19 protein-coding genes and 1 tRNA gene are annotated in these 20,766 nt (G+C 40.5%); 17 read left to right on the forward strand and 3 right to left on the reverse strand.

Going from position 1 to position 20,766, the window contains the following annotated elements; genetic code table 11:
• The first annotated feature begins 57 nt into the window (after positions 1-57).
• The gene (locus tag QSV55_RS02380; protein ID WP_289650541.1) at positions 58-1,023 is read left to right on the forward strand and encodes an SGNH hydrolase domain-containing protein; all 966 of its coding nucleotides are present in this window, start codon (positions 58-60) and stop codon (positions 1,021-1,023) included.
• On the forward strand, positions 1,023-1,850 hold the full coding sequence (locus tag QSV55_RS02385; protein ID WP_289650542.1) for an SGNH hydrolase domain-containing protein: 828 nt from the start codon (positions 1,023-1,025) through the stop codon (positions 1,848-1,850). Before QSV55_RS02380 ends, QSV55_RS02385 begins: the two co-directional genes overlap by 1 nt.
• A gap of 85 nt (positions 1,851-1,935) precedes the next feature.
• Here the strand turns inward: QSV55_RS02385 and QSV55_RS02390 are convergent, their stop codons facing one another.
• Complete coding sequence (locus tag QSV55_RS02390; RefSeq protein ID WP_289650543.1) at positions 1,936-3,234, reverse strand: TcaA second domain-containing protein; 1,299 nt, start codon at positions 3,232-3,234, stop codon at positions 1,936-1,938.
• 160 nt (positions 3,235-3,394) lie between these two features.
• Here QSV55_RS02390 and isaB point away from each other — a divergent pair, with 160 nt between their 5' ends.
• The 5 genes from isaB (at position 3,395) to trhA (ending at position 6,741) form a co-directional block, all read left to right on the forward strand.
• Positions 3,395-3,898 carry an immunodominant staphylococcal antigen IsaB family protein gene (gene isaB / locus QSV55_RS02395; RefSeq protein ID WP_289650544.1) on the forward strand — a complete coding sequence of 168 codons (504 nt, stop codon included), beginning with the start codon at positions 3,395-3,397 and terminating at the stop codon, positions 3,896-3,898.
• A gap of 128 nt (positions 3,899-4,026) precedes the next feature.
• On the forward strand, positions 4,027-4,524 hold the full coding sequence (locus tag QSV55_RS02400; RefSeq protein ID WP_289650545.1) for an NUDIX hydrolase: 498 nt from the start codon (positions 4,027-4,029) through the stop codon (positions 4,522-4,524).
• Complete coding sequence (locus tag QSV55_RS02405) at positions 4,521-5,024, forward strand: DNA topology modulation protein (protein ID WP_289650546.1); 504 nt, start codon at positions 4,521-4,523, stop codon at positions 5,022-5,024. The genes QSV55_RS02400 and QSV55_RS02405 overlap by 4 nt, the downstream gene beginning before the upstream one ends.
• Before the next feature lie 163 nt (positions 5,025-5,187).
• Positions 5,188-6,015 (forward strand): MBL fold metallo-hydrolase, encoded by an 828-nt coding sequence (locus QSV55_RS02410; protein ID WP_289650547.1) that lies wholly within the window; start codon positions 5,188-5,190, stop codon positions 6,013-6,015.
• A gap of 60 nt (positions 6,016-6,075) precedes the next feature.
• Positions 6,076-6,741 carry a PAQR family membrane homeostasis protein TrhA gene (gene trhA / locus QSV55_RS02415; RefSeq protein ID WP_289650548.1) on the forward strand — a complete coding sequence of 222 codons (666 nt, stop codon included), beginning with the start codon at positions 6,076-6,078 and terminating at the stop codon, positions 6,739-6,741.
• An 82-nt stretch (positions 6,742-6,823) separates the two neighbouring features.
• On the opposite strand, the gene QSV55_RS02420 is transcribed toward trhA, so the two are convergent.
• A complete protein-coding gene (locus QSV55_RS02420) occupies positions 6,824-7,210 on the reverse strand; it encodes a hypothetical protein (protein WP_289650549.1) in 387 nt (128 codons plus the stop codon).
• Between the two features lie 126 nt (positions 7,211-7,336).
• On the opposite strand from QSV55_RS02420, the gene QSV55_RS02425 reads away from it, so the two are divergent.
• The 8 genes from QSV55_RS02425 to QSV55_RS02460 all read left to right on the forward strand — a co-directional run bounded on the left by QSV55_RS02425 (position 7,337) and on the right by QSV55_RS02460 (position 13,486).
• Positions 7,337-7,408, forward strand: a tRNA-Val gene (locus QSV55_RS02425).
• A 227-nt stretch (positions 7,409-7,635) separates the two neighbouring features.
• Positions 7,636-8,190 carry a hypothetical protein gene (locus QSV55_RS02430; RefSeq protein ID WP_133451295.1) on the forward strand — a complete coding sequence of 185 codons (555 nt, stop codon included), beginning with the start codon at positions 7,636-7,638 and terminating at the stop codon, positions 8,188-8,190.
• A 239-nt stretch (positions 8,191-8,429) separates the two neighbouring features.
• Positions 8,430-8,990 (forward strand): hypothetical protein, encoded by a 561-nt coding sequence (locus tag QSV55_RS02435; RefSeq protein WP_289650550.1) that lies wholly within the window; start codon positions 8,430-8,432, stop codon positions 8,988-8,990.
• 95 nt (positions 8,991-9,085) lie between these two features.
• Positions 9,086-10,273 (forward strand): formamidase, encoded by a 1,188-nt coding sequence (gene fmdA / locus QSV55_RS02440; RefSeq protein ID WP_289650551.1) that lies wholly within the window; start codon positions 9,086-9,088, stop codon positions 10,271-10,273.
• Complete coding sequence (locus QSV55_RS11390; protein ID WP_353507453.1) at positions 10,273-10,542, forward strand: zinc ribbon domain-containing protein; 270 nt, start codon at positions 10,273-10,275, stop codon at positions 10,540-10,542. The genes fmdA and QSV55_RS11390 overlap by 1 nt, the downstream gene beginning before the upstream one ends.
• A gap of 419 nt (positions 10,543-10,961) precedes the next feature.
• Positions 10,962-12,029, forward strand: coding sequence for a YeeE/YedE family protein (locus QSV55_RS02450; RefSeq protein ID WP_289650553.1), 1,068 nt, complete (start codon positions 10,962-10,964; stop codon positions 12,027-12,029).
• 11 nt (positions 12,030-12,040) lie between these two features.
• Positions 12,041-12,265 carry a sulfurtransferase TusA family protein gene (locus QSV55_RS02455; RefSeq protein ID WP_133451298.1) on the forward strand — a complete coding sequence of 75 codons (225 nt, stop codon included), beginning with the start codon at positions 12,041-12,043 and terminating at the stop codon, positions 12,263-12,265.
• 117 nt (positions 12,266-12,382) lie between these two features.
• Positions 12,383-13,486: a hypothetical protein gene (locus QSV55_RS02460; RefSeq protein ID WP_289650554.1), complete on the forward strand. Its 1,104-nt coding sequence runs from the start codon at positions 12,383-12,385 to the stop codon at positions 13,484-13,486.
• 423 nt (positions 13,487-13,909) lie between these two features.
• Here the strand turns inward: QSV55_RS02460 and QSV55_RS02465 are convergent, their stop codons facing one another.
• Positions 13,910-15,553 carry a peptide ABC transporter substrate-binding protein gene (locus tag QSV55_RS02465; protein ID WP_289650555.1) on the reverse strand — a complete coding sequence of 548 codons (1,644 nt, stop codon included), beginning with the start codon at positions 15,551-15,553 and terminating at the stop codon, positions 13,910-13,912.
• A gap of 173 nt (positions 15,554-15,726) precedes the next feature.
• Here QSV55_RS02465 and QSV55_RS02470 point away from each other — a divergent pair, with 173 nt between their 5' ends.
• The gene (locus QSV55_RS02470) at positions 15,727-15,858 is read left to right on the forward strand and encodes a hypothetical protein (protein ID WP_289650556.1); all 132 of its coding nucleotides are present in this window, start codon (positions 15,727-15,729) and stop codon (positions 15,856-15,858) included.
• A 507-nt stretch (positions 15,859-16,365) separates the two neighbouring features.
• The gene (locus QSV55_RS02475) at positions 16,366-20,745 is read left to right on the forward strand and encodes a SpaA isopeptide-forming pilin-related protein (RefSeq protein ID WP_289650557.1); all 4,380 of its coding nucleotides are present in this window, start codon (positions 16,366-16,368) and stop codon (positions 20,743-20,745) included.
• Positions 20,746-20,766: the final 21 nt, after the last annotated feature.

Consider the following 20,766-nt stretch of genomic DNA (forward strand, 5'->3'; position numbering starts at 1 on the left):
TTTGCTCAGTGATTTATTTATTCTTATAAAGGTAGAAATAAATCAAAGGAGTATGACATGAAAAAATTATTTGTGGCGTTGTTATTATTATTAGCTGTATTCCATTCTGACGTTCAAGCAGCGAAGCTGAATCCGGCCCTTTATCCTGGTGCACGTTCGGCTGAAGTGAATGAACCTGTCATGCCTGTCATACCTTCTGTAGATAAGGCACTAGCTGATATGCCACAAGCATATAGACAAAAAGTTAAAGGTGGCTACTGTCATGCAGGCACAAGTAAAGCAACTGTTTCTGTCTGTAAATACGGCATGATTGAAGGCTATGATTACACATTAGCGATTATCGGTGATTCTCACGCAGGTCAGTGGCTTGGCGCAGTGCAGGAATTTGCGAATAAAAATAAGATTCGGATTGTTTATGCGACAAAAAGCGCTTGTGCGCTGACGACAGATGTCTTCACTAATTATGCGAACGATAAAAATAATAATACATGTACCCTCTGGAACAAATCGATTATTCCCACAATTGCACGGTACAAGCCTGACTTAGTGTTAACTAAAGCAGACTCTAATAGCGGGGCACATCCAGGAACACTGTCTCAAGGTTTTATCAATAAATACAATGAACTGAAAGCACGGAATATTGAGGTGTTTGCAATTCGAGATACGCCTTACTTCCATATCAAAGAGACACCGACAAGCCGTGATATGTTCTTGCCGGCATGTGTCGACAAATACGGAAGAAATAGCAGTAAATGCCGAGTATCCAGAAAAACAGTACTGCCTACTTCAACTGACTGGACTAAACTTGCAAATAAACCCTCAAACGTACATTATATTGATTACTCCAGAAAGATCTGTGGGTATACTTATTGTTATCCTGTCAAAGGGAATGTGATGATTATTCGAGATCAGCACCATCTGACTGATTCGTTTGCCAGAACGTTCAGTACATATATAGAACGTGACATGATGCCGATACTAAGAGAAGTTCGCGCTAAGAAATTAGCAGCTGCTACACCATAATGAAAAAGATACTTTCAACATTATTGTTGTTAGCTTTATTTTACGGAAATCAAGCGGATGCCGCACTTTCACCATCGCCGCAGAGTGCTTTTAATGATATACCAGTTTCTTATAAGGATGGTTGTCATGCGAATGTGAACCAGGCTCGTGTAAAAGTCTGTAAATATGGTGATACGATTGAATTTAACTACACAGTGGCAATTATTGGAGATTCTCACGCTGGACATTGGTTAGGGGCGCTACAAGCTTTTGCTAAGAAATATGATATCCGTATCGTCTATGCTACAAAGAGCGGTTGCAGCATGACATCACAGTATATGCCGAAATATCCGAGTTGTAATGAGTGGAATAAGAACTTGATTCCGACCATTGCACGTTATCATCCAGACCTTGTACTGACTAAAGCAGATTACTCATTGGCGTCTGTAAAAACAGTTCCATCTGGTTTTATAGATAAGTTTAATGAACTGAAAAAGCGTAATATTGAAGTATTTGCTATTCGTGATACACCTCGTTTTGCCGTGAATATTCCAGCTTGTGTGAGTAAATATGGCGCGGATAGTATTAAATGCAAGACGAAAGCGATGCCTAAACCTTCAAACTGGAGTAAGCTAAAAACAAAACCAACAAACGTTCATTATTTTGATTATACTTTCAGACAATGTGACAATACGTATTGTCATCCAGTAAAGAATAATATCATTACTGTGCGTGATCAACATCATATGACAAATACTTATTCTCAAACATTTAGAACTTATATTTTAAAAGACATGATGCCGATACTAAGAGAAGTTCGCGCTAGAAAATTAGCATCAACAAAATAGTGAATGATAGTTAAAAGACCCCTAAGGTTGAGTTTTTAAGATTCAACCTTAGGGGTTGACTACATTTCTGAGCCAGTTTTTTTATTTAATAGGCGTAACCGCTGGCTACTTCTGAGCCATCTTCATCATATTCAATGACATAACCATCATGGTGTATATCGAATGATTTGATAGGATTACCATTAGCGTCGAAGATACCAAATCCCCAGCCTGTAGCATTTGCGACAGGCGTTCTTACTTCATTGCTTCCTGTATTGAATGAACCACCTGAGAAACGTAGAGCAGCAGCGCGTGCTTCTTCAGGTGTAGAGATGAAAATTTCATCATCATCTCGATCAACTTCAACAGTTTCTTTCTCCTTAATGACTACTACTTTCGGTTCAGCTGTGCTGTTTTCTTCCGCGATATAATTTGAGATTTCATCTTCATTAAACTGAAGATGAACCTCTGCCATTGAATTCTTGAAATCGTCCTTGGTCAGCAGCTTTGAAGTCGTTTTAAAGTTTTCACCGTTAACTTCTCCTTCAGCTGAAACATTTAATTCATTCTCGAGACTGAACGGCCCATATTGCTCCTTATTTTCATCAAACTCTATCTGCTGGTCATTGACTTTAATGATTGTTTCACCATTGTCCAGAGAATCATCGCCATTAAGCGTCACTTTTATATAACCGACCTGGAAGTTCTCCTTAACTTCTGGTGATTGAGTAGTATCTACCACGAGCTCACCTTTATAACTTGTACCATCCAGACTTTTTGTTGCGGGTATAGTATATAGACCCGCAGGCATCGTCCCAAGGTCAACAGTTTGTCCTTTCATTAAATCGACTTCTTTTTCTTTGCCATTCGATGAATAAGTTAATGTTGAGTCATCTTGAGCTTCCAGCTGCACTTTCTGGCTTGCCACATTGAACTGATAGTCATTGAGGATACCGTATTTCTTTCCGTTATTAGCTATCTCAAGAAGAGGGCGATCAGCAAGTTTGATGGTAGAAGGGACTGACTTAGCCTGATTTTTCAGCTGAGCTACAAATGAATCGGTAGCCCCTTTATCATCTAATAACTTCATAAAAGCTTCCGACTGATCTGCAGTTAAAGATTCGCCGTCTGAAGACAGCAGTTTTGACAGAGCTGCAGAATCTTTATTTTTTATTGCAGTTCCGATAGCATCAGCTGTTTTTGATGAAGTGTCTATCTGCGTGAAAAGAAAGAACGCAAGCAGCAATAAGGCGGCCACAATGATGATGGGAATCAAGAATTTCTTTTTCTTTCGGTGAGCTGTTTCGGTGGGAACGGTTTGCTGTTGAGTTACTTCGGCGCCGCAGTTCGTACAAAACCTTTGTCCTTTTACAAGTTCAGCCCCGCAATTTTGACAGAATTTCATATTAGCCTCCAATGGGTGTTTTTATTTATTATATATCAAAAAATGGGAAAGTTGTGCATAATGTAATGGATAAAAATGGAATTTATAATGGTAACTTTTTGTAAAATGAGAGGTAAAGTATTATAATGGTATGGCAACAACAACTTGAGGAGTGATAGCAATGAATAAATGGAGCAGCTTAGTTGGAGCAGGTATGATTGCTTCAACACTAGTAGCGGGTACAGTCGTGGCTGAACAGCCGGCTCAAGCGAAAACTGATACTGTCCAGAAGCCATACTATAACTATAAAGGCTATACGAAATACGACGGCGGGTTTGTACTTGATAAGTATTTTGTTTCAGCACTGAATAATGAGAATTTTACGCTTAACGGCTATAAAGTGGCGCCAGATGCCAAAGTAGGTGGCGAAGGTCAGAAATCAGAAGTATTTGGCTCGGCTATTGTAAAAGATAACAAAGGCAAGGTCAGTACGATTGAGTTTACGGTAAAAAAAGGAACAATCTCTCAAGCGGATTTTAAGAAAGCACATAAAGATAATCGACTTGTGAGAACAACGACCAGCAAAACAGGTGAGACTTTCCTGAAATATAAAACTAAAAATGGTGGTTATCTTGCAGCGTTTGACGCGAAGGGCTATCTGACAGGTATGTCAATCTACAGCTAAAGGCTGAATAGAGAACCGGAGTAGACACTCCGGTTTTTTTAATACAGATAGCCGGCTATAACTAGCTCTACAAGTTATGCCACAACTTTCACGGTATAATGAAAAATAACACATTAAAGGGGGATATCATGGAAATCTGGGATGCATATGATAGGGACTTAAATCATCTTGGGACAACTCTGACGCGAGGAGAGCCGATTCCGCGGAACCAATACCACATTGTCGTTGAAGTGACATTAAGACATCAAGATGGCTCTTTTCTCGCGATGCAGCGAGACTGGAGTAAACATGGGGGACCGGGGCTGTTTGAAATAACAGCGGGAGGCAGTGTTCTACACGGAGAAACAATCGAAGCGGGCGCTATGCGTGAGCTGCAGGAAGAGACGGGGATCACTGTCACAGAACTTATCCCCCTTTACAACACGTCAAATGACGTCAACCAGACACATTATTTCGGCTATCTAGCTGAAACAGATGTATCCAAAGACAGCGTCACTTTGCAGGAAACTGAAACAATCGATTACAGATGGATAGAACCTGACAAACTGGCTGAATTTATCGCTTCTGACAGAGTGGTAAATGGTACAAAAGAGCGTGTCTGGCCGCAAATAGAAGGTCTATTATGAAAAAAATCATGATAATTGGTTCCGGTGGTGCCGGTAAATCAACCTTAGCCCGAAAACTCGGTGACAGGCTGAATCTGCCTGTCTTCCATCTCGACGCCTATATGTGGAAACCGAACTGGACGTTATCCACCCGAGAAGAACAGAAAGACATTCAGTCAGCGTTGATGACATATACAGAATGGATCATAGACGGCAACTATTCCGGTACGATGGATATCCGAATCAATCAAGCGGATACGATTATTTTTCTCGATATCAGCAGAAGAATCTGTCTTTATCAAGTCATTAAACGGTACCTCACGCATCGTCACACTGTCAGACCTGATATGGCAGAGGGCTGCGAAGAAAAGATAGATAGAGAGTTCCTGCAGTGGGTCTGGAATTATCCACGTGATAAAAGACCTGGTATTATCCAGAAATTGAATCATCTTAAAAGTGAAAAACAGGTTATTATTCTTCATTCACCGCAGCAGATAGAACAATGGATCCGTCATCTATAATTTTAAATAAAACGGGTATAGTTGGTAGAAGACCCTTCTAAGGAGCCGCATATATAGCTCTGATGGATGGACGATTAAAAATGAGACACAATATCCAGTTTATTATCGACGAAGAACAGCGGATGATACCAATCAGAGAAAATAATATAGAGGAGCTGAAATCATGAATTACGGTAGCGACTATAAATCGATTCCCATGACTTCTATTGCAAGTGGTCATACGACTGAAGTAAAATCAGGTGTTACCCAGCATACATTGCAGATGGTTAATATTTTCCTTGTCGAGAATATAGACGGCTCATTTGTACTGATTGATGCCGGCATGCCGAATAAGGCACAGGCAATTATCGAGTTGGTTGAACAGCAGTACGGCAAAGGTGCCAAACCACAGGCTATTCTGCTGACGCATGGTCATTTTGATCACGTCGGTTCTATTATTGAGCTCATTGAAGAATGGCAGGTGCCTGTCTATGCGCATCCTCTCGAGCTTCCTTATCTGACGGGTCAGACCGCTTATCCAGATGCAGATCCTCTTGTTGAGGGAAGCTCTTCAGGCCGACTGTCATTTATCTTTCCGAAAGAACCAATTGATCTCGGGACTCATGTTCGGGTACTGCCGCAGGATGGTACGGTTCCTTATCTGGACGATTACAGATGGCTTCATACACCGGGTCATACACCTGGACATGTCTCATTCTATAATGACAAAGAAGGACTGCTGATTGCAGGCGATGCCATCACAACAACCGATCAGGATTCGCTCTACAAAGCGATGAGCCAGAAACATGAGTTGAACGGTCCGCCGAGATATTTCACACCAGACTGGCAGGACGCAAAAGAATCTGTCCGTAAACTGAATGCACTGAAGCCGAAAATTGCTGTGACAGGTCATGGCATGCCAATGGCAGGAGAGACACTCGCAACTAACCTCCAGGAACTTGCCGAGCAATTTGATAGACTTGCTAAACCGAAGCATGGTAAATATGTCTAACATCGTCAACACTCGAAATTAGTGTTAAAATAAAAGCAATAAGCATATCGAGGTGAATGTATGTCATCAACAAAAGACTCCTATAATTTCAGGGATATCCGTCCCCTTAAACTAGGGGAAGAAGTAGGAAACTCTGTCTCACATGGCGTACCGGCGCTTTTGATTTTATTGTCACTGCCATACTTTGCGGTTAAGACTTATTTGATGGGTGGCATGGTACTGTCTCTCGGGATTTCAGTTTTTCTCATCAGTATTTTCCTGATGTTCCTGTCGTCCTGTGTCTATCATCTCATGCCGAATCATTCTGTTCATAAATATGTCATGCGTATTATCGACCATAGTATGATCTATGTTGCGATTGCAGGGACCTATACACCGATTGCATTAAGCATAGTCGGCGGCACATTAGGCTGGACGATTATGGTGATTCAGTGGGTTGTCACTATAGGCGGCATCGTATATAAAGCAACTGCGAAGAATGTGAATCCGAAAATAAGTCTGACCTTATACTTAGCAATGGGCTGGCTGGGCATTATCCTTTTCCCGAGTCTCATCGGTAAAGTCAGTATGGAATTTGTTCTCTTGATTGTGGCAGGTGGACTTGCTTATTCCATCGGTACCTGGTTCTATGCCCAGAAGTCGCGTCATTATTTCCATATGATCTGGCACTTCTTCATTCTGTTTGGTGCAGCTTTTCATTTTATTGCACTTTTATATTTCATATAAAATTAATCTATATTAAAATAGACCCCCGCATGTTGAATTTTGTAGTTCAACATGCGGGGGTCTGACAAAGACAGAGATGTCCTTATTTAATGCCATATTGATTTTTAATTGCTTTAGTCTGCTGATAACTTGTATAAGCAGAGTAGAGCAGCAACGCACTGAATATACCAGAGAATAAGATGCCATAAACGATATTAAAAATTAGTGTGATAGTAAAGAGAAACATCAGCAGCATGAGGAGGCTGATAGAGAAGTTGATCACTTGTGGCAGTGTGAATTTTCTCATCCATTTAGAGTTCAGGTTGGATATCATCAGCTGATTGATGACGAGTCCGATGATGCCAAGATACATAATGGGTGACATGAGGCCTGCAAGATTACCGGCCTGAATAGCCTGATACGTGGCATAGATCTGATAGAGTGTGAAGGCAGCAATCAGTATAATAGTAATATAAATTCTTTTATCCATAAGTCCTCCTAGAGAAATGTGTATCACTAGATTATCACGGTTAGAAACTAATTGAAAGAAATGTCCAAAGGTGCTTGGCTGTAGAAGAATCGTTTGCTATAATAGTAAGACATCAACTTAATATCTGCACCCTTAGTTCAGCGGGAGAATACTTGCTCGACAAGCAAGGGGTCGGCGGTTCGAATCCGTCAGGGTGCACTATTAACCACTTATCTAATAATAAGTGGTTTTTATATTGTCAATGATGTCATTGCAGAACCGATATCATTTTAAACCCTATCCCATTGATAGAGTTATAGAAAATAAGGGACATATCGAGCTATTTAGCAGATGATACCATAAATGATAAAAGAATTCATAAAAGGCTATTCCCACTAAAACTCTTTCAAGTTATAATAAATTAACTAACTAAAAGGGGAATTCAGATGAAGAAACTAATCGTATTTCTGGCAGTATTTGTACTTACATTTGTATTAGTGGAACAAGCAGATGCCGCTGAACTTGGACAGGTCAACTTAAAAAGCAAATCTACCATTACAGCGATGAAAAATGGCACGATGAAGTTCAAAGGTGTTAAACTGGGGAATACAGTGGGATATGCCAAAACTAAATGGGGTAAAGGCTATGAAGGCGTGACAAGTCTTTATAAATATTATGACTACAGCATGCTCTTTGAATCAGATGATGACTCAGAGGACTACGATACAGTAGGTGCGTACTTCACAGGCAAACGTGGCATGAAAATCTCACAGTATCAGCTTGAATCTTTCGAATACTACGGGTCATCAACAACTCTCAAATTCAAGGATATGCAGAAATACTGGGGTAAACCAGCGTTTCATTTTGTATCCGCAGGTGAAGAACATTATGTGTATGGACAGACAGCACTGGTCTATGATGATTTAGATGGACAGTTCCTTGGATATAAATATTTAAATAAAGCGGTCATGAAAGAAACAAAACAAGCATTTTCTAAATAAAAATAACTGATGAAAACCTGCCGGGTAAAGTAGACGCTTTTACTAGGGAGGTTTTTAATGTTTAATGATCTGGTTTTTGCATCCTATTTTATTTCAGCTTTCACTTAATTCATTTTCTAGCACTTACTAGTCGGGTATAAGTTATTTCTATAAATTATTTATTAATAGTGTAAAATCTATTTCTTTTCTTATAAATGACTATATAATGGAATTATTAAAATTAAATGGGGGATTTATCGATGAAAAAATTAATGACGAGACTTGTTGCTGCTTCAGTCCTACTTCTGCCTGCAGCAGGTCATCATGCTTCTGCTGCTACTAAAACACCGACTTACACATTGCCGAGCGTGACAAATGCAACAGTTGCTAAGCAGCTGAAAGAGGGAACATATATTTATAAGCGCTCGGACGGCAAAAAAATTAAAATGGGAGATACTTTCGGTACACTGCGTACGACTTATGGTGATCCTAAGTTTTTCACGACAAACCGAACAGCTAAAATTTCAAATTTCACAGCCACTTATGGATATTCGACAACACCTGTCAAATTTGCAGGTGATGTAAGCAAGGGTCTCTATAATTTTGATACGGCACCTATCGAAATGATGGTTTTCAACTACAATAACAAATATACGTTGGATACGATTCAGAAAGTGTATGGTGAGGCACCCCTGATTAAGAAGATGTCAGATGTTCAGTATAACTATTATTACAGCAATGGTTTCTACCTTACTTATTATAAGGTGGATGGCGTTCTGAAACTGAATTCGATGACCTACTATAAGCTGCTTAACAACTAAAGAGTGATGACATTTATTGCCCTATTAATATTTGTAATTTTCTGAAAATATTACTATACTAAAAGTGTAATATTAATTTAATAGGAGGGACTCAAATGGCGAAAAAAATCTTCGAAATCGATTTAACTAAAAAGATGCACGAACAGAAACATCCAGGACATAACAGATGGCATCCTGATATTCCGGCTGCTTTTTCTGTTGAACCGGGTGAAAGTTTTAAGATGGAATGTCTAGACTGGACGGATGGTCAGATTAGCAATAATGATGATCCATCAGATATTAAGAACGTTAATTTGAAACGTGTTCATGTTCTAAGTGGTCCGGTTCATGTGAATGGTGTTGAACCGGGTGATTTGTTAGTGGTTGATATTTTAGATATTGGTACTTTCAGTGCACACGAATGGGGTTTCAATGGTATTTTTGCTAAGGAAAATGGCGGTAGTTTCTTAGTGGATCATTATCCAAATGCAGCGAAATCAATTTGGGATTTTGAAGGTATTTATGCGACGAGTCGCCATATCCCTAATGTTAAATTCGCAGGTATCATTCACCCCGGTCTAATTGGTGTTGCGCCAAGTCAGGAGATGCTGGATGAGTGGAATAGACGTGAGAAAGCATTGGTGGATACGAATCCGAATCGTGTTCCAGCTTTAGCAGAGTTACCAGATCCTGATTCTTGTGTGCTCGGTACGTTGAAAGGCGAAGATTTTGATCGTGTGGCTAAAGAAGGGGCACGTACTGTACCTCCTCGTGAGAACGGAGGTAACTGTGATATTAAGAACTTATCGAAAGGTTCTCGAATTTACTTCCCTGTATTTGTGGATGGTGCTAAGCTATCTGTCGGAGATCTACACTTCTCTCAAGGAGACGGTGAGATTACGTTCTGTGGAGGTATTGAAATACCGGGTTGGATTGAACTTAAAGTGAATGTCATCAAAGGTGGCATGGATAAGTATAAGATTAAGAGAAATCCGGCATTCCAACCAGGACCAGTGATGCCGCATTATAACGAATACTTAGTATTTGAGGGTATTTCAGTCAATGAATTTTCTGGTGACCAAACCTATTTAGATGCTAATACGGCGTACAGAAACGCGTGTCTCAATGCGATTGAATTCCTGAAATCATGCGGTTACACAGGTGAACAAGCTTATATGTTACTCGGCTCAGCACCTGTTCAAGGTAACATTGCGGGTATCGTTGATATTCCAAATGCGTGTTGTACGGTCTCTTTACCGAAAGAAATCTTCTTAAATAACATTATCCCGAAACTAGATGAATAATGCCTAAATATACATTTCTTTGTTCAAGTTGCGGAGAGTATGACACATGGAAATCAATGAACAGTAACCTGCAAGAAGACACGTGCCCTGAATGCAGTGAAGTGACCAAGCGGATCTATAAAAGCTTTAGAACGAATCAAATGGATACAAAGTTATACAAAAGAATCAATTCAGGCATGACACCGAAAGTCGTTAAGCGCGAGAACCTGCCAAAGAGTAATGTCAAACAACTCAATCGTAATCAAAATCCTATGCCATGGACGTTATAAAAGTGTCCACTAAGAACAGTTTTTCAATTAAAATAGCGAAGCAGAAAAAAGGAACCATTTTGACCGTCTATCTGAAAGATAAAGCGGGTAACAAGAGTAAGGGAACTATGATTAAAGTATCATAAGAGTGAGTTGATAATTGGACCAGACGGATGTATATCATCCGTCTGGTTTTTCATCTCTTCCTACAATAAATATATACTTAATAAAGTAACAACTTTTATATGACTTGCTACAAGATTATTGACGTCTTGAAACTAAATTCGATGATTTATTATAAGATGCTTAAAAACTAATGATGAAGGCCACAGTAGGCGGTCTTTTTTAATTTGCTTGACGTAGTAAGCTTCCATTTACATCTCAGATTTCGTATGTTATTATTCCTTAGTAACTTTATCGGAATAATAGGAGGAAACTTTATGTGGTTAATCATAAGTGGTCTGCTGGTCGGTGGTATGCTTGGTTTCGTCATGCAGCGTACGCGCTTTTGTCTGACTGGCGGCTTTAGAGATATGTATGTGCAGAAGAACAACAAAATGTTTTATGCATTACTGATTGCAATTACGATTCAAGGTATCGGATTATGGATCTTATCATTGTTCAACATCGTACAGTTACCTTATGAATCATTTTCGGTCATCGGAACAATCATCGGTTCATTCGTCTTTGGGATTGGGATTATTTTAGCAGGAGGATGCGCGACAGGTACGTGGTATCGTGCAGGTGAAGGATTGATTGGCAGTTGGATTGCGCTCGGCATGTATGCTCTTTTTGCGGCCATCACAAAAGCCGGCGTGTTAAAGCCGTTCTTGGACAAAATGAATAGTGTGACTGTAGTTGATTCGAATGTCAGTCAAGTAACCGGCATTCCGTACTGGCTGCTAATATTAATGTTAGGACTTATTACATTATTCTGTGTCAGAAAAGAGCTGACTAAACCTAAACCGAAGTTTGCTGTACCTACTCTGAAGCCGAAGTTTAACGGGGTTAGACATCTTTTCTTTGAGAAGAAGTATCATCCTTTTATGGCCGCAGTGGCTATCGGTCTGATTGCTCTTATCGCCTGGCCGGTGAGTATTTCAACAGGGCGTAATTACGGCCTCGGTATTACAACACCATCTGCTCATTTACTGCAGTTTCTAGTCAATGGAGATACGAAGCTACTGGACTGGGGGGTCTACTTAGTCCTTGGTATTTTTATCGGGTCATATATTGCAGCGCGCGGTTCACGTGAGTTTAAATGGCGACTGCCTGATAAGATCACAATCAGAAACAGTGCAATCGGCGGAGCATTTATGGGTATCGGTGCTTCGCTTGCAGGTGGCTGTTCGATTGGTAATGGTCTGGTGTCTACTGCGACCATGAATGCACAAGGCTGGTTATCTCTATTATTCATGATTCTCGGCACATGGTTTATGAGTTATTTCTTATTTGTAAAACCGATGCGACAAAATAAAAAGGTATCAGTCAAACCACAGACTGCTTAAGGAGAGATGAGATGTTATACGAATTAGGTACAGTAGGAATGGTCTGTCCGTTCCCGTTAATTGAAGCACAGAAGAAAATGGAAGAACTGAATCCAGGCGACGAGCTGAAAATCGACTTCGACTGCACGCAGGCAACAGAAGCGATTCCAAACTGGGCGGCCGAACAGAACTATCCAGTAACGAACTACGAACAATTAGATGATGCATCGTGGACAATCACGGTTCAAAAAGCATAGCAGTGAGAGAGAAGTTTCATCGCTTCTCTCTTTTTTATTTCCATTTTCTTATATTATGGTGCATATTGGATGCGCTTTCGTTATAATTGATGTGAGTAGACTAGCAGGAGGATGGATATGAAGAAATATATGCTGATAGGGGCTGCAGTCATATTTCTTGCAGCATGTGGTAATAAGCCAGAAGAAAAAAGTGAAGTCAATCTCGAAACGAAAGAGACTGTTACAGAGGCGACAGAAGCGGTTACTACGGAAAGTCAGACGACAGAAATACCAACGACTGAAAAACTGACAACTGAGGAGAAACAAGCTGTAAAAGACAGTGATATCACAACGATAGACGGTATCGCACATTTCAACTTACCGCGTGTAGATACTTATGAGTACGGGCAGGTTCTGCTCTCAAATTCATTTAATATTAAAGGCTATCACGCAGGTGATGCTGCTGGGGACTTGATTACCCAGTTAGGACCTGCTAAAAAAGTCTATGAACAAGAAGACATCAAGTCATATGAGTATGATAATTTTACTGTCGGTGTTAAAGGCGACAAAATCTACGGTTACAGCCTGAATATTGAAGATCAGCATATCGCAGACGGCTTGGAAGAAGCATGGCAGAATCAATCTGAGAATACACACAGTGAGTACATGAGATTCGATCGTGACAAGACGAATGGTTACTATATTGAGGTTTATCCTGATATGGACAAAGGTCTCTATACATCAATCGCTATAATAGGAGAGAATCATAAGGAATCTATAGCTGAAGATAGTCAGCCGTCAGGTTCCAACTATAATTTTGTCAGTTCTGATGGGACTGTTGATGTGACTTCACCTGAATTCCATGACTATTTCTTCTTTGAGAATCATACGAATGACTTTGCCGATATTAAGGCGGGCATGACGATCGATGAGATTGCGGATATCTATGGTCGGCCGACTGAAAATGGTCAGGACGGGCACCAAGGCGGCTATTATAAATTTGGGGATATTGCAGTTTCGATGATAAATCCAACCGATAAAATAGCCATCAATCCAAGCCAAAAAATCTCTAAAGACCAAGTGCTTGAACTTTACGGGGAGCCGACAGAACAATCTAATGAAGAGCCGATGGGTGATATGTTTATCTACAATACCAATCCGACTAATGGCTACCAGATCCGCATTATGTTTGATGGTAGCGGTTATGTATCAGCTATGCTGAACGAACCGGAGGAACAATAAAGTGAAAGTGAATGTTTCATTATGGCATTCAGGAAGATGAAACTAAACATGGGCACTGAAGCGCGAGCATACTTTTATCAATTTAACTAGCAAAAAAGCTGCAATTATCCTGCAGCTTTTTTATTATGCTGTTTGTAGAGCTTATTCAAACGATGTTTATGGCTATTTTTGATGAGGTAAAAATAAAGAAGGGTAAGATTATTCTGATGAAAGTCCAAATAATACTTTCTTGAATTAGAATCTAACAGCTTACACAAATATGAAGGCTTCATGAAAAATAGTGAATTGTCATCTGAAAGGAGGGCAAGCCTCGTGAAATCTGGCAAGCACGTTCATGTGAAGATGACCCATGTGAAGAAAAGGTCTAGCATCAGAAGTTATTAAAAATGCGTCCATGACAAGATTGTCATAGACGCATTTTTATTAGTCTTCCATATAGGCTTCTTTTAAAGAGGTGTCTCCTGCAAACTTATGAAGTACCATGTTTTTAACTGTAGGATTGACGAGACGCGCCATGCCGCTCTGATACATCGGTGCGATTGCAGCATCTTCCAGAAGGATAGATTCTGCTTGCTGTAAAGTGGTCCAGCGTTTTTCTGGTGTCGCAAGCAGCGGACCTTTAGCATCTTTAACCAGTTGGTCGAATTCTTTGTTAGACCAGCCTGTCTCATTGTTAGGACCATCTGTCAGGAACATGTCGACATAAGTCATAGGGTCTGGATAATCGGCACCCCAGCGACCAAATGCTATCTCATAGTTCATTTTAGATTCGAGGCTTAGCTTCTGCTTGAATGGTTGCTGTTTAATCGTTAAGGTTACACCTGGTAAGTTTGTTTCAATTTGTTCTTTGACATATTCAGCATCCTTCTTGGCCGTATCCTGATCGTAAGTTAAGTATTCAAACTCAAATTTATCTTTACCGAGTTCTTTTTTAGCTTGTTCATATAGTTTCTTGGCTTCTTCTTTGTCATAGTTAAGCGGCGACTTAACGCCTTCAACATAATCTTTACCGTCTGGCCCTGTCACAAATTCAGTCGGCGTCAGGACATCTGTTGCCTTAGAGCCATTGTTCAGCAATTTCTCAACATATTTTTCCTTATCAATAGATTTTGCCATAGCGAGACGCAGATTCTTGTTTTTAAGTTCAGGTACTTTATCCTGATTGAAACGGATAAAGTAAGTACGTGCCTCAAGCTGTGCATCGAAACCTTTTTCATTTTTGTATTTACTCACCTGTTCTGCAGCAAGCTGGACGACATCAAGCGCACCTGTCGTATAGAGACTGGCTGCCGTCTGCTGATCTTTTACGACCGCATAATTGATTTTTTTAAGTTTCACTTTATCTTTATCCCAGTAGTTCTTGTTAGGCTCAAGGACATAATTTTTCTCAACATTCCATTCTGATAAAACAAACGGCCCGTTATAAAGGGTGGTATCTGCTTTAATCCCGAAGTTCTTGCCTTGTTTCTCGACGAACTTCTGGTTCTGCGGATAGAATGTTCCAAATGCGAGCAGTTCCTGGAAGTAAGGGACATTTGTGTTGAGATCAATTTGCAGCGTGTGGTCATCTATTGCCTTAACACCTAATTCTTCCGGCTTCTTCTTCCCTAAATTGACATCTTCTGCGTTTTTGATGTCATACATGATATAGGCATATTCAGCACCTGTATCAGGATTAAGCGTACGCTGCCATGAATATACGAAGTCTTGTGCAGTGACAGGATCACCATTGGACCATTTAGCATCTTTGTTCAGCTTGATAGTCCATGTCTTGCCGTCCTTTGATTTTTCAGGATCTCCTTCAGCAACACCGGGAATCGCTTTATCTTTATCATCTAAAACATAGAGACCTTCCATCGTCTGATTCATGACGTTGAATGCAACCATATCAGTAGCGAGAGATGAATCCATTGTCGGGATATCAGAAATCGACATGAGCTTGAGCTCTTGCTTAGAGCCAGATTTTTTGTTGTCTGAATTCGCTTCTTTATTTCCATCTGATGAACAAGCAGCCGTAATAGTTGAGACGGTTAATAAAGAGGTAAGTAATAGTAGCTTTTTCTGCATAAGTTGCACTCCTTTTGACTGAATTATCTGAATATTAAACTTATTATAACGCAATGAAGAATAAATACAATAACAATTTGAATTTTTATGCACAGAAAAGGAGCAGTAATGAGAGTTTATCAGTGAAGTGTAAAGGGTAAATAATACTATCATGTTTATCACAGGAGGCTATTATGACTGAAGAGAAAAATACCAATGTAGAAGAAATAAAAGAAGAACGCACCAATAAGCGTTTTGAGCAGGATGAAGCTGCTGAGCGACAAGAGGAAGAAACACCTGAAGCGGAAAAGAAAAACTTTATTTAAACTCATCATAGAGTAAGTGCCGCTCCTAGAAATCAAGTTAATGAATTCGGGAATAATCTAGATGATCTAGCAGAAAATAAGCCGTAAAGAACTGACTATTTATTGATAGTCGGTTTTTTGATGGATAGATAGTTTAAGAGTTAATCTAGTGATGTATATGTATATTTAACATTTAATAACACAAAGTTAACAATAAAAAAAGATTAAATAATTTTAAATTTATTTTTAATATTGTCGAAATATGTCGAATATAGTATTATATTCGACATTTTTTTATGATATGCCGAAAAAATTGAATGAATGAAGCATATTGTAATCTAAACCATTTTAGAAAAGTTATTTTATAAAAACAATTGTTCAACTTAAAAGTGTACATATAAAACGAGAAACTTAAAGTTAACAAAATAATACGTTGATAAATTTTTAAAAGGTGTTAATATGATTCTACAAACCTTATAAGAAAGGGGGTTAGGAGTCATTTTTAACACCTTTAAACATTATTTTACAATGTTAATTGTTATCTTAATCATTGCCCAGACATTAACAACTGTTGCTTATGCAAATACCTCTACCGCTATTTCAGGTGATGAGAATATTATCAACATACTTGAAACTTCTCATGATCAGTCCATTATTCATTGGCAATTAGACCTTAAAAAATTGTCGAATAATATTGTTAAATTGTCGATTGAGGGAAGCCATCAACTTGATTTAATACAAGTAACTGAAGTATTCAAAGCTCAAGGTATAGAGATCACGCAACCGGATCCTATGAAGCCGGATTATCTACTGAAAGTCTCAGATATAACTAAGACTTATTCAATTGAATTTCAATCAACAATCATGGAACAGACGACAGATTATCGTATAACGGCTGAAACACTTTATAACGATGTCTCTATCAAAGCGACTGATGGAGTCTATCAGCTCATAAAAGTGACAGGAAATCTGACATATCAGAAGGTACCGGCTGGTACATCGTCACCAGATACCGTCATTTATCTGGTCAATACGGCGACAAACGAAATGGTTCAAAAGCAAATAGTTCCTGCATCTGCGACTCAATATATATTTTCAGATGTTAGAAAGTTTGACGATGCTGGCAAGGAAATCGTTTATACCATTACCACACAGAAATTAGGGACTTATGAGACAACGATTTCAAAATATGACATCACTCAGACTTATCTGAATGCAGACATTAAAGGGACTATCACCAATCCGGAAAGTCAGCCGTTAGAACTCAAGCTGTTCGATAAGGCGACAAATCAGTTGATTGATACACAGACAGTCACTGGTTCTGAAACAAGTTACACATTTCTTAATGCACCTCTCAATGATCCAGCAGGACAACCGGTTCAGTATGAGGTGCAAGTGACGCAGCTTGCTGGTTATCAGATAGAGGTCACAGGCTATGACATAGCAGTCACTAAAGAGGCATCAACAGAAGCACCGACAACGGAGACGCCTAAAACAGAAGTGCCCGCGACAGAAGCACCGACAACGGAGATGCTTACAACAGAAATGCCCCTGACAGAAGCACCGACAACGGAGACATCTACGACAGCAACACCGACAACAGAAGCCCCAACTGTACAGGCGCCAACAACTAGTACGTCTACTACACAAAGTTCAGTGATAAAGACGCCTACCAAGACAGCGAGAACAATGACAACCTTTAGTCTGGCACCCACAAGTACAACTTCAACACTTACCGCTTCTCCGTCTTATGCATTCAATACAGTTAAGTATTCATATAACGGTATTCTTATGACGATGACAGCAGTGATGAACAGTACGAATACCTCAATCGATTGGACCATTTCTATATCTAATAAATCTGGAAAGACGTCTAATACCATTGACTATAATAACTGGACGTTAAGTACAGGTCTTGGTAAGCCGACATCATTTAGTTATTACAATGGTGCAACAGGGGGCACAGCTGTAAATAAAACATGGGCGACGAATCAGACCCTGACTTCCTACAGTGCCAATGTTAACACCATCAAATTTACGACGCCGATCACGACCTCTGGTTTAACAAGTTACAAATTTTCAATTAGTCCGATCTATGTTGATACCTGGAGCAATGGATCAGGTATCTGGGGTGAATTTCTGATGCGGACGAATACGCCTGCTGTCAATGCCGTCTCATCTTCTGATACGAAGGTGACAGGAACGGCTGTAGGCAATTCGACAGTCACTATCAAAGATGCAAATGGCAATATCTTAGGTACCACAACAGCAGATGCATCTGGTAACTATACAGTGACAATCCCTAAGCAGGCCGCGGGCACGGTCCTGAACGTGACAGCAAAAGCCTCTAACTTAGCTGAAAGTACAGCAACCCAGGTCACTGTGACACAGTCAGCTGTTGCACCGGATGCACCTGTCATCACTAATGAAGTTATGCCGTACACCACCGCTTTAAAAGGGACGGCAGAACCTAATATGACGATTGAAGCGACATTACCTAACGGTACGAAAGTCACTGGTAAATCAGATGCATCAGGAAATTTCTCATTAACCATTCCTGTGCAGACAGAAGGAGCCAAGATTTTAGTCGCTGCTATCTCTCCGAACGGTTTAAGAAGTAACAATACAACTGTCACGGTGCAAAAAATGGCAACGACAACCATCAGTAAGATTGACAGTAGTCAGGTGGGCGTTGTAGGTACAGCAGACCCCTTTTCGATTGTGACGTTGACAGATGCAAATGGTAATGTGCTGGGAACAACGAAAGCGTCAGCAGATGGAACCTATTATATTGATCTGTATAAACCGCTGCCCGCAGGAACTGTCCTCTATGCTCAAGCGAAAATGGCAGACGGCACACTGAGCAATAAAGCGACTACAACAGTCGTACAGGCAAGTGCAACAACGACGCCCGGCACTGGCACAGCAATCATTGAACCTAATCCGACCTATGTCGGCAGTATCTCGAATATGAGCTGGGATGAACGCGGACTTTACCGCAACCGCGTACCGCAGCCTGTGGAATACAATGAAGGTTATTTATGGAAGTATGCGAAACCGACAAGTGTCAAGAATCAATATGCCATCGATCTTAAGACGCAAGGACGTTCAACTGTCAGTCAGCAGCCACTTGATATTGTCTTAGTTGTCGATAACTCAGGTAGTATGGATCAGATCGGTTCTAATGGCATGACGCGTTGGGAGAACTTGAAAGCAAGTGTCAACAGCTTTATCGATGAAGTAATGAAGAACAATTCGACCGGTACATCGCCTTTAGTTCGAATCGGTGTCGTCAATTACGCTCAAAATATTATTAGTCAGAAGACCTTCTCTGCTGATCCTGCAGTCGTTAAAGGTGCGATACCTGCATCTCCTTCCTACGGTAGTCAGAGCGGTACATTCACTCAGCTTGGAGAACGGACAGGTGCTCAGATGCTTGCAACGTCGCCGAACAAACAAGTGATGATTGTGCTGACGGATGGGGCGCCCACACTGAGTTATAAAGGAACGGCTGGTACAGGTCCGGAAGATATGACCGCATTCTCTACTCTTATCAAAGGGAGCGGCTGGACTTATCTGCTGGATGGACGATCTGAACCAGGTTATGACCACAATGCTTACACACTTAACGGCTTTACAGTCACCAATCACGGACAGCCTACCATCTCTGAGGCGAAGCTGATTAAAAAGAACAATCCTGGCTTCACAGTCTTTTCGGTCGGTATTGATACGAATGTGCCATCAGCAGGTGCCACGACTGATGATATGAACAAAGTGCTGACCAATATCGCTTCTAAACCTGAGTATGCCTTCCAGACAACGGACTCAGCTACTCAGTTATCTCAGATACTCTCAAACATTTCTCAGATTATGTCTGACAGTATTTCGAAAGGGGTAGTAACCGACCCGATCGGACCAATGTATGATCTCGACCTTGGCAGTAATGGTGTATTTGATTCATCAGATTATACACTGACTGCATCAGATCCGTCACTGCTGATAGGTGTCACTGTTACCTATGATGCTGCGACACGGACCATCAAAATCAATGGCTTAACTCTCGGTAAAGGTGAATGGGTCAACTTGAACTATAAGGTGAACCTCCGAACAACAGATTCATCATTTGTCGAGAATCAGTGGTATCCGATGAACGGCAAGACTACATTGCAGCCGACACCAACTTCAACTCTTTTAAGAGAATATCCAGTGCCTGAAGCGAAATATGCGGAGCCGGTCTACAGCTTCACGTTCAACAAAGTAGATGATAAAGGTAATACACTCGCAAATGCGACATTCTCATTGAAGAATAATTCGGGTGTCACTGTCACACAAACATCCGATGCGTCAGGGCTGGTAAGTTTTGCAAATCTGAAGACTGGCACTTATACCTTGAATGAAACTGCAGCGCCGGCAGGTTATACGATGGATACAGCAACTCATACTGTCAACATTGGTTCAGACGGCTCTGTTACAGTGGACGGCAAGGCTTATACAAGTGGCACACTCTACAAAATCATCAATACAAAGATACTAGGTAAACTCGATATTGTTAAATATCAAGCTGGCGATGAAAGCAAGCTACTTGCTGGAGCAACCTTTGATCTGAAAGATTCAACTGGCCATGTGATTGCCTCACGTACGACGGGGACTGATGGTAAGATTTCATTTATTGACTTACCACTTGGTACATACACATTAGTGGAAGCAAAAGCACCCACTGGCTATCAGCTCGATCAGACGCCAATCAACGTCACGATTAAGGACGGCACGCTGGTTACTGTTAAGGTCTCCAATAAAAGCAATTCAGCAATTCTGCCGAATACAGGAGGGTGGGGTACATTACTCTTCACCTTCAGCGGCATTATCATTATATTCCTGTCCCTCATGTACCGACGCCAACAAGTTTAAAAATTAAAAGGAGGACATTCC

This window comes from Macrococcus bovicus, from assembly GCF_030376725.1.
GTDB classification, from domain to species: Bacteria; Bacillota; Bacilli; order Staphylococcales; family Staphylococcaceae; genus Macrococcus; species Macrococcus bovicus.